The sequence below is a fragment of the Hymenobacter sp. genome (genome assembly GCF_035709525.1).
Taxonomy (GTDB): Bacteria; Bacteroidota; Bacteroidia; order Cytophagales; family Hymenobacteraceae; genus Hymenobacter.
The window spans coordinates 1-9,473 of sequence record NZ_DASTEP010000174.1; the positions used below are offsets into that span (position 1 = coordinate 1).

The following is a 9,473-nucleotide window of genomic DNA, read 5'->3' on the forward strand; positions in this document are numbered from 1 at the left end:
TCCTTTTCGGAGAGGGGGCCGGGGGGTGAGGCGCCCAAGCTTGGGCAGCTACTTATGACCGAGTGCCCAACAGGTGCGATTGCTTCGCTACGCTTGCAATAACAGATAAGGCTTCCTTTGATTAGGACCAAAACCCCACCACTACCAAAACCAAAAACTCACGCAAATAGCCGCGCAGCAGCTTCAGCGACTTGGTGAGGTGATACTCCACCGTTTTTTCGGAGAGCTTGACCTGCCCCGAAATCTCGGCCACCGAGTACTGCTCCAGGCGGCTGAGCTGAAATATTTCGCGCGTTTTGGCGGGCAGCTTGCACATACCGTTCAGTAGCGCTGCACGCAGCTCGTTGGTAGCCAGGGCATCTTCGGTGGCAGTGTCCGCTTCTGAGGTGTGGAGGCGGCAGTAGAGTTCGTAGCCTGCTCGCACCTGCTGGGCCTTTACGTGGTTGATGATGCGATAGCGCAGGGCCGAAAACAGGTACTGTTTGAGCTGCTGGATATCGTGGCTGGCGCGGCGCTGCCACAGGTTCTCAAACAGGTCCTGCACCAGTTCCTCGGCGGTTTCGCGGCTTTTCAGTTTATGGAAAGCCAGGGTGAACAGCGGGTAGCAGTAGCGCGCATAAATTTCGGCGAAGCCACCGGAGTCGCCGGCCCGCAGGGCGGCCAGTAAATCGGCATCTGCTAACGAAGCATACTTACCGGAGGAAGAGGAAAGCACGGAAAAAGAACCTGGGAGTGGGAATGGCAGCTAATATACAAATCACTGGTAAAATATTGACAAGCAACAAGCTACCGCAATTTTTGCGTATAGGTAATCGTCTCGAAGCCTGTTTCTCGGCCGCTAGCTGGACGCGCAGCCCAAGCCACTGCCTGATGCTAAGCATTCTAGCAACGGCAGTGCCCGGCGCGGGGCTGCGGGTGGGGTAGCGACTAGCAAATGACATCGCCGCTGCGGGCGGTACCTATCGCAATGGTTGCCGGAAAAAAGAAGCTTGCTTCTTGCCTTTCAGCGCTGTAACTATGGCTTTGCGCCCACTGGGGCGCGGGGCGCGGGCGGCACCATTTGAGCTTTATGGTAGCGCCTGCGGCCCCGTTACTTTTCTTTCTCCCACCTCCTTTATGAAGTCTGTTTCCGCGCTTCTGGGCGTGCTGCTGCTGGCCGGCACCGGTGCTCAGCGCCCGCCCGCCCCCTCCCCCACCGCCACTACCCAGGCACCTAAGGCCGCTTATCCCTTCCAAAATCCCGACCTGCCCATCGACCAGCGGGTCGATGACCTGGTGGGCCGCCTCACGCTGGCCGAAAAGGTGTCGCAGATGCTGAACGCCTCGCCGGCCATCGACCGGTTGGGCATCCCGGCCTACAACTGGTGGAACGAGGCCCTGCACGGCGTGGCCCGCACTAGCCTGAAAACCACGGTTTTCCCGCAGGCCATCGGCATGGCCGCCACGTTTGACGAGCCGGCCATGCTGCGCATGGCTACCATCACCTCCGACGAGGCGCGGGCGGTGCACCAAGAGTACGTGCGGCGCGGCGAGCGCGGTATTTACCAAGGACTTACTTTCTGGACACCCAACATCAATATCTTCCGCGACCCGCGCTGGGGCCGGGGGCAGGAGACCTACGGCGAAGACCCCTACCTGACCGGGCAGCTGGGCTCGGCGCTGGTGAAGGGCTTTCAGGGCGACGACCCGAAGTATCTGAAAATCACGGCCTGCGCCAAGCACTTCGCCGTGCACAGCGGGCCGGAGTCGTCGCGCCACGAGTACAACGCCCAAATCAGCGACTACGACCTGTGGGACACCTATTTGCCGGCTTTCCGCGACCTCATCGTAGATGCCAAGGTAGCCGGCGTGATGTGCGCCTACAACGCCTACGCCGGCCAGCCCTGCTGCGGCAGCGACGTCCTGATGACCAACATCTTGTATAAGAAGTGGAACTTCAAGGGCTACGTAACCTCGGACTGCGACGGCATCAATGACTTCTGGCAGCACCACAAAACCGACCCCGACGCGGCCACTGCCGCCGCCAATGCCGTGCTGCACGGCACGGACATCGAGTGCGCCACGGGCAAGCTGTTTACCTACAACTCGCTGCTGGAATCGGTGCAGAAGAAGCTCATCAGCGAGCAGCAGCTCGATACGTCGGTAAAGCGGCTCTACAAAATCCGGTTTCAGCTGGGCATGTTCGACCCGGTGGAGCGCGTGAAGTACGCCCAGATTCCGCTGAGTGTGGTGGAAAGCGCGCCGCACCAAGCCCACGCGCTCAAGATGGCCCGCGAGTCGGTGGTACTGCTCAAGAATGAAAAGCAGACGTTGCCGCTACGCAAAAACCTCAAGAAAATCGTGGTGCTCGGCCCCAACGCCGACAACGAAAACGTGCAGCTCGGTAATTACAACGGCTTCCCCACCGACATCGTGACGCCGCTCGAAGGCATCCGGGCCAAAGTGGGCAAGGGCACTGAGGTAGTGTACGTGCAAGGTGTGGACTACGCCAGCAACACGGTGTACGAGCCGCTCAATATTAATAAGCAGCTGACGTTCAACGGGCAGCCCGGCTTCCAGGCCGAATATTTCAAAGGTATCGCGCTGGAAGGCACGCCCGTGGCCACCCGCCAGGAAGCCGGGCTGGACCGCTACCTCGCCAACGTGAAAATGGAGGTGGCCCCCGGCCTGCCGGCCGAAAACTTCTCGGCGCGCTACCAGGCTACTTTCACGCCCTCAACAACCGAGGAGCTGGCGCTGCAAATCACCGGCGACGACGGCTACCGGCTGTTTGTGAATGACCAGCTGGTGCTCGACAACTGGGCCGGCCGGGGCGTATCGACCCGGCAGCACGTGCTGCCCGTGGTAGCCGGCAAGCCACTCGCTATCAAGCTGGAATACCTGCAAACCGACCGCCGTACCATTCTCAAACTTACTGGCGCGAAGGTGGTGAAAATGAACCCGGCCAACATTCTGGCGCAGGTGAAAGACGCCGACGCCATCGTGATGATAGGCGGCATTTCGCCCCGGCTCGAAGGCGAGGAAATGCGGGTCGACGTGCCCGGCTTCAGCGGCGGCGACCGCACCACCATCGGCCTGCCGCAGGTGCAAACCGACTTGCTCAAAGTGCTGCACAGCAGCGGCAAGCCCGTGGTATTGGCCCTCATGACGGGCAGCGCCCTGGCCACGCCCTGGGAGGCCGAGCACCTGCCAGCCATCGTGAATAGCTGGTACGGCGGCCAGGCCGCCGGCACCGCGCTGGCCGACGTACTTTTTGGCGACTACAATCCCGCCGGCCGCCTGCCCGTCACGTTCTACAAGTCGGAAACCCAGCTGCCGCCCTTCGACAACTACAGCATGGCCGGCCGCACCTACCGCTACTTCACCGGCGAGCCGCTGTTCCCCTTCGGCCATGGCTTGAGTTATACAACCTTCAAATACAGCAACCTAAAAGTGCTGTCGAAAACGACGACCGGCCAGCCCATCCGCGTGAGCGTGGACGTGCAGAACACTGGCACCCGCACCGGCGACGAGGTAGTGCAGCTCTACGTGCGCCACCCCGGCGCTACCGGCCGCGTGGCGCGGCACGCGCTCGAAGGCTTCCGCCGCCTCAACCTCGCACCCGGCGCCAAGCAGACGGTCGCGTTCACGCTCACCCCGCGCCAGCTCTCGCGCCTCGACGCCCAGGCCAAGCGCGTGGAAGCGGCTGGCAAGGTGCAGGTGTTTGCGGGCGGCGGGCAGCCGCTGGCAGCCGCCGTAGCGGCGGGCAAGGTGATTAAAGCCGACCTGGCGCTAACTGGTAAGTCGGTGGCGATAGATTAACGATGCATCCATGCGCGGCGCAAGTCCCACGCATGGGGATATCTGTTTGCCCGCCGGGTGGTCCTGATAGTGGCCGCCCGGCGGGCTTTTTTGTGCGTCACTGAGCGCGGGCCGGGCCGTTACCTTTGCATACCGCTAGTTGCTGCCAAAACTGGCGACCGCAATTAGCGGTTTCTTCTGAGCTTGGATGAACGCAGCGCGTCGCAAAAGCCTTTTAGGAATCAGTGGCCAGGCTCCGGCAGTAGCCGGCTGGCAAAACCCACTTTAAAGCGTCAAATACGCATTATTACGACTATGGCATTCGACATGATGGGCATGATGGGCAAGGTGAAAGAGCTGCAAGACAAAATGCAGCAGGCCCAATCGCAGCTTCAGCACCTTACGGCCACCGGCGAGGCGGGCGGCGGCTTGGTAAAAGCCACGGCCAACGGCCAGCGCCAGCTCGTGAAGCTCGACATCGACCCTTCTCTACTCACGCCCGAAGACCGCGAAATGCTGCCCGACCTGGTAGTGGCCGCCGCCAACAAAGCCCTGGAGGCCGCCGCCGAATTGGCCAAGCAGGAAATGCAGCGCCAAACCAGCGGCCTGCTCCCCAACATCCCCGGCTTCGACCTGAGCAACTTTGGCGGTTAATCTAACTGAGAAGGTCGCCGATAGCCAGGCAGCCGAAGTAGCATCAGATACTTCGGCCGCCCCACCAACGGCTGCCGCGCTGACTGACGTAGCCATTGTAATTCTCAATTATAACGGCGCGCATTTTCTGCGTAAATTTTTACCCGGCGTGCTGGCCCACGCGGCCGGGGCGCGGGTAGTCGTAGCTGATAATGCCTCGACCGACGACTCGCGGGCACTGCTCGCGGGTACATTTCCGCAGGTCGAACTGCTGGCCTTCACAGAGAATCTAGGTTTTTGCGAAGGCTACAACCAGGCGCTGGCCCGGCTCGACAGCCCGTATTTCGTGCTGCTCAACTCCGACGTGGAGGTGCAGCCCGGCTGGCTGCCGCCGCTCTACGCGCTGCTGCACGCTAACCCGCGCATCGCGGCCGTGCAGCCCAAAATCCTGGCCTACGACAACCCCACGCTGTTTGAGTACGCCGGAGCGGGCGGCGGCTACCTCGACGAACTGGGCTACCCCTTCTGCCGGGGCCGCCTTTTCGACACCCTCGAAACCGACGCGGGCCAGTACGACGACCCGCGCCCGGTGGCCTGGGCCAGCGGCGCGTGCTGCCTGGTACGCGCCTCGGCGTGGCAGGCGGTGGGTGGCTTCGAGCCAGCATTTTTTGCCCACATGGAGGAAATCGATTTCTGCTGGCGCGCCCAGAATGCGGGCTACGAAATCTGGTACCACGGCGGCGGCACAGTGCAGCACGTAGGCGGCGGCACGCTACCCAAGTCCAACCCGCGCAAAACCTACCTCAACTTCCGCAACGGCCTGGCGCTGCTCTTCAAAAATACCGCGTCCGGCGAGCTGGCCGGCTTTTTTATCTTGCGCGTCTTGCTCGACTGGGTAGCCGGGCTGCGTTTTCTGGCGGCCGGCAACTGGCCCGAGGCGCAAGCCGTGGGCCGGGCACACCTACACTTCTTTCTGCGGCTGGGCTACTGGCGGCGGCGGCGCAAGCTGGCTAAGCCGCGCCTACTGGCCAGCGAGCGGGCGGGAACCTACCGGGGCAGCGTGGTGTGGGCGTATTTTGGGCAGGAAAAAAAACGATTTAATCATTTAACAGTTATCAATTAACGTTTAACAGCTCGTTTGATGTACCAGAGAGGCGCACCAAACGAGCTGTTAAATGTTAGTTGATAACTGTTAAATGACTACAAATCCCACACCGTGCTGCGCTGCTGACGCATGGCGTGGCGAATATTCATCCAGAACACGCCGGCAAAATAGAGTACCACGGGCGAGCCAAACGTGAAAAACGAGGCGTACACAAACGAGAGCCGCACGCTGCGCGTACTGAAGCCCCAGCGCTGCCCCAGCGCCGAGCACAACCCAAACGACTGGGTTTCGATGAAGTCGGTAAGGCGTTTCATAAACAGGGGTTCGGAGAGGGTGATGCAACTTTGCCAGCCCAAGATACAACGGCGGCCACTGCCCGCTACTACCCGGCGCGTTTACTAAACAGTGGCTTTGCGCGTTAGCGCGCCGGGCGCGTTGGCCGCCCAGGCTGCTTTCTACGTTAGAGCAGCCATAAAAGACGATTCCCTTGCTAGAAAATCCGCATTTTTTTTCGATTACCTTTTCGCGTAATGGCCTCCGGCGGTGCCTGTTGGCGGCGCTGCTACTGCCCACCGCCTGCTCGCCCCTGCCCAAGATGCTGAAGCAGGCCGAGGCCGGCCGCCGCGTGCAGGTAGCGCCCGCGCCCCTCACCGCCGTGGGCGACGCCGTGCCCTTCGAGGCCACCGCCAAAGCCAACGCCGCCCACCTGCACAAAGGCGCCGTGTACGAGGTGGTGCTCACCTACCGCTACGACCACGACCTGCGCCTCGACACGATAGGCCGGTTGTCCTTCGCCCAGGGCCAGTACACCTACGACGACTCGGTGAAGGGCCGGCTCGTGAGCCGCGACCGTTTCACCCTGCGCAACACGCCGCGCCACTCGCCGGGCCAGCTCTTGGCCCGCGGCCAGGTGCGCGAAACCAAGCCCCACGGCAAAGTGCTGCGAGCCAGCACCGAAACATTGGTGGCGCGCGGCATCTCGGACCCCGCCCGCCGCGTGGTGCTGGAAGACAGCGCCCTGCACCTGCTGCCCGAACACGCCAGCAACGTGATGAGCGGCACCCGCCTGCTGCCGCTGTATTTCGACCAGGGCAAGTGGTTTATCCGCTCGCACCTGGGCACCAACATTGCCGCGCTCGAAGACCTCATCGACCAAAACCAGCACACCCAGCGCGTGCTCATCGCGGCCGGCCACTCGCCCGATTCGCTCGACGCGCACCAGCCGGCCCTGGCCAGCAAGCGCGTCAAGATGCTGCTTTACTACTACAAGCAGCGGGTGAAGGGCTTCTCGTATCTCAATAAGGTCGAGAATATTAAGTTCGACACCATCGCCTACCGCCGCAGCTGGGAGCTACTCCTGAACCAGGTACAAAACTCGGTGCTTAAGCCCGCGCAGCAGGATTCGGTCATCTCCATCATCAACGACACGCGCGGCACCTTTGCCCAGAAGGAAAAGGCGCTGCACAAGCTCAGCTACTTCGACTACCTCGAAGAATACATCTACCCCGTGCTGCGCTGGGGCACCATCGCCGTGACGTACACCGCGCCCAAGCGCTACGACTCGGAGGTGTATTTGCTGAGCAAAAAGATGGTCGAAAAGCAGGCCGACATCGAGGCGCTCACGCCCGAGGAGCTGCGCTACTCGGCCACCCTCACGCCGCTGCTGGCTGAGAAGCAGCGCATTTACGAGCTCTCGGCCGCCAGCACGGCCAGCTGGGAGTCGTTTTATAACCTAGCCACCGTGCTGGCCCTGCGCGCCGAAAAAGAGCCCACCGAGCGCGTGCAGCGCGCCTACTACCACCGCGCGGCCGTCAATTTCACGCTGGCCGCGCACCGCCACCCCACGGCCGAGCTCTTCTACCGCGCCGCCGCCATGCACCACCGCGCCCAGGAAACTCTGGAGGCCTTGCAGGACTACGACTACGCCATCAAGCTGGGCGGCTCGCGGCCTATGCTGCGCAAGATATTCTCCGACCGCGCTGCACTCGAAATTCAGATTGGCCAGCCCGAGCAGGCCCTCACCAGCCTGCGCCTGGCCGGCCCCAGCTACCAGAACTATATGAACCAGGCCCTGCTGCTGGTGCAGCGCGGTGGCTACGATGCCGCCGCTGCCCAGTACCAGCTGGCCCTCGACCTGCGCCCGCAGGCCGCCGCCCCGCACTATGGCCTGGCCGTGGCCGCCGCCCGCCGCCACGACGAAAACGCGATGGCCCAAGAACTCACCCGCGCCGTGCAGCTCGACCGCAAGCTCGCCACCCAGGCCGTAGAGGACTTAGAATTTGCGCAGTACGCCCAGGGCACGGCGTTTCGGGAGGCGCTGAAGTAGCTTGCCCTTTCAGCCCGTAACTAAAAGGCGTAGTGAATAATACGAGTTTATTATTCACTACGCCTTTTCTATTTCTACCTTTGCCGCACTCGCGTTAGGTACGTCCCCCAGCCAACGGCTACTCTGCTAAAAAGAGAAGCCCTGACTGGTGGAACAGTTCAGGGCTTCGAGAAGTCTGGGGGTTTCTGCGTAACCCTTGACTTCTAGGCAAATGAAAAAGGACAGCGCGAAGAAACTGCTGAAGGACTGGTGCAAGCCAGTTTTTCTGGAGGTTCTGAAAGGATTAGCTAAGGGCTTAGGCCTTTACCTAATCGCTCATTATCTCAAGTAGTTGGGATTGGGAGCCGGGCCAAGGGTCTGGCTCCCTTTCTTTTTGCTTGAAACGCAGACAAAGGTAGCGAAGTTTTGCAAAACCAGTTTGTCCGGTTTACCATCTACGGTAACCAGGCTTTTGACCGCGCCCGCGTGCCGCAACCCCGCTACTTTGCCTTAACTTTACCCCGTAAAATACTTAACCAGATGCGTACTATTCAATTCCGCGAGGCCCTACGCGAGGCCATGAGCGAAGAAATGCGCCGCGACCCGTCCATCTTCCTGATGGGCGAGGAAGTAGCCGAATACAACGGGGCTTACAAGGTGAGCCAGGGCATGCTCGACGAGTTTGGGGCTGAGCGCGTGATTGATACGCCGATTGCGGAGCTCGGCTTTGCCGGCATCGGCGTGGGCGCGGCGGCCAATGGGCTGAAGCCGATTATCGAGTTTATGACCTTCAACTTCTCGTTGGTGGCCATCGACCAGGTGATTAACTCGGCCGCTAAAATCTACTCCATGTCGGGCGGGCAGTACTCGTGCCCCATCGTGTTCCGCGGGCCTACCGGCAACGCCGGGATGCTGTCGTCGCAGCACTCGCAAAACTTTGAAAACTGGTACGCCAACTGCCCCGGCCTCAAGGTAGTAGTACCCTCTAACCCTTACGACGCCAAGGGCCTGCTGAAAGCCTCCATCCGCGACCCCGACCCGGTTATTTTCATGGAGTCGGAGCTGATGTACGGCGATAAGGGCGAGGTGCCCGAAGAAGAGTACATCCTCGAAATCGGCAAGGCCAACGTGGCCCGCGAAGGCAAGGACGTGACCATCGTGAGCTTCGGCAAAATGATGAAGGTAGCCTTCGGCGCGGCCGACGAGCTGGCCAAGGAAGGCATTCAGGCCGAAGTAATTGACCTGCGCTCGGTGCGCCCCATCGACTACGACACACTCATCGCCTCGGTGAAGAAAACCAACCGCATGGTGGTGGTAGAAGAAGCCTGGCCGCTGGCCAGCATTTCGAGCGAGCTGGCGTACATCGTGCAGCGCCGTGCCTTCGACTACCTCGACGCGCCGGTGGTGCGCATCACCTGCGCCGACGTGCCCCTACCCTACGCCCCCACCCTCATCGAAGCCTCGCTGCCCAACGTGGCCCGCGTAGTAAAAGCGGTGAAGGAAGTAACCTACTCGGCGGCGTAAGCTGACTGATAATGCATAAAAAAAGCCCGCTAGCGCGGGCTTTTTTTATGCATCTCGCAATAGGGCTAGCGAATTGCTTGCTTGAACTGGTGAGGTGTAGAGACGCAATATTTTGCGTCTGGCGTC

At 61.2% G+C, this 9,473-nt stretch carries 7 protein-coding genes; 5 read left to right on the plus strand and 2 right to left on the minus strand.

Features of this window, described 5'->3' with window-relative positions; translation table 11 throughout:
* Positions 1–121: 121 nt before the first annotated feature.
* On the minus strand, positions 122–715 hold the full coding sequence (locus VFO93_RS15840) for an RNA polymerase sigma factor (RefSeq protein WP_325135342.1): 594 nt from the start codon (positions 713–715) through the stop codon (positions 122–124).
* A gap of 401 nt (positions 716–1,116) precedes the next feature.
* Between VFO93_RS15840 and VFO93_RS15845 the strand changes: the two genes are divergently transcribed.
* The 3 genes from VFO93_RS15845 to VFO93_RS15855 all read left to right on the plus strand — a co-directional run bounded on the left by VFO93_RS15845 (position 1,117) and on the right by VFO93_RS15855 (position 5,536).
* Positions 1,117–3,801, plus strand: a complete 2,685-nt coding sequence (locus VFO93_RS15845; protein ID WP_325135343.1) for a glycoside hydrolase family 3 C-terminal domain-containing protein — start codon at positions 1,117–1,119, stop codon at positions 3,799–3,801.
* A 294-nt stretch (positions 3,802–4,095) separates the two neighbouring features.
* Complete coding sequence (locus VFO93_RS15850) at positions 4,096–4,434, plus strand: YbaB/EbfC family nucleoid-associated protein (RefSeq protein WP_325135344.1); 339 nt, start codon at positions 4,096–4,098, stop codon at positions 4,432–4,434.
* A 100-nt stretch (positions 4,435–4,534) separates the two neighbouring features.
* Positions 4,535–5,536, plus strand: a complete 1,002-nt coding sequence (locus tag VFO93_RS15855; RefSeq protein WP_414653597.1) for a glycosyltransferase family 2 protein — start codon at positions 4,535–4,537, stop codon at positions 5,534–5,536.
* A 77-nt stretch (positions 5,537–5,613) separates the two neighbouring features.
* Here VFO93_RS15855 and VFO93_RS15860 read toward each other — a convergent pair whose 3' ends face one another.
* Entirely contained in the window at positions 5,614–5,832 is a 219-nt protein-coding gene (locus tag VFO93_RS15860) for a PspC domain-containing protein (protein WP_325135345.1), read from the minus strand.
* A gap of 236 nt (positions 5,833–6,068) precedes the next feature.
* Here VFO93_RS15860 and VFO93_RS15865 point away from each other — a divergent pair, with 236 nt between their 5' ends.
* Positions 6,069–7,844, plus strand: a complete 1,776-nt coding sequence (locus VFO93_RS15865; protein WP_325135346.1) for a hypothetical protein — start codon at positions 6,069–6,071, stop codon at positions 7,842–7,844.
* 519 nt (positions 7,845–8,363) lie between these two features.
* Positions 8,364–9,347, plus strand: a complete 984-nt coding sequence (locus VFO93_RS15870; RefSeq protein WP_325135347.1) for a pyruvate dehydrogenase complex E1 component subunit beta — start codon at positions 8,364–8,366, stop codon at positions 9,345–9,347.
* The last annotated feature ends 126 nt before the right edge of the window (positions 9,348–9,473 follow it).

Coding starts and splice junctions, on each gene's coding strand:
- VFO93_RS15845 (WP_325135343.1), top strand. CDS start 1,117: ATGAAGTCTGTTTCCGCGCTTCTGGGCGTGCTGCTGCTGGCCGGCACC.
- VFO93_RS15850 (WP_325135344.1), top strand. CDS start 4,096: ATGGCATTCGACATGATGGGCATGATGGGCAAGGTGAAAGAGCTGCAA.
- VFO93_RS15860 (WP_325135345.1), bottom strand. CDS start 5,832: ATGAAACGCCTTACCGACTTCATCGAAACCCAGTCGTTTGGGTTGTGC.
- VFO93_RS15870 (WP_325135347.1), top strand. CDS start 8,364: ATGCGTACTATTCAATTCCGCGAGGCCCTACGCGAGGCCATGAGCGAA.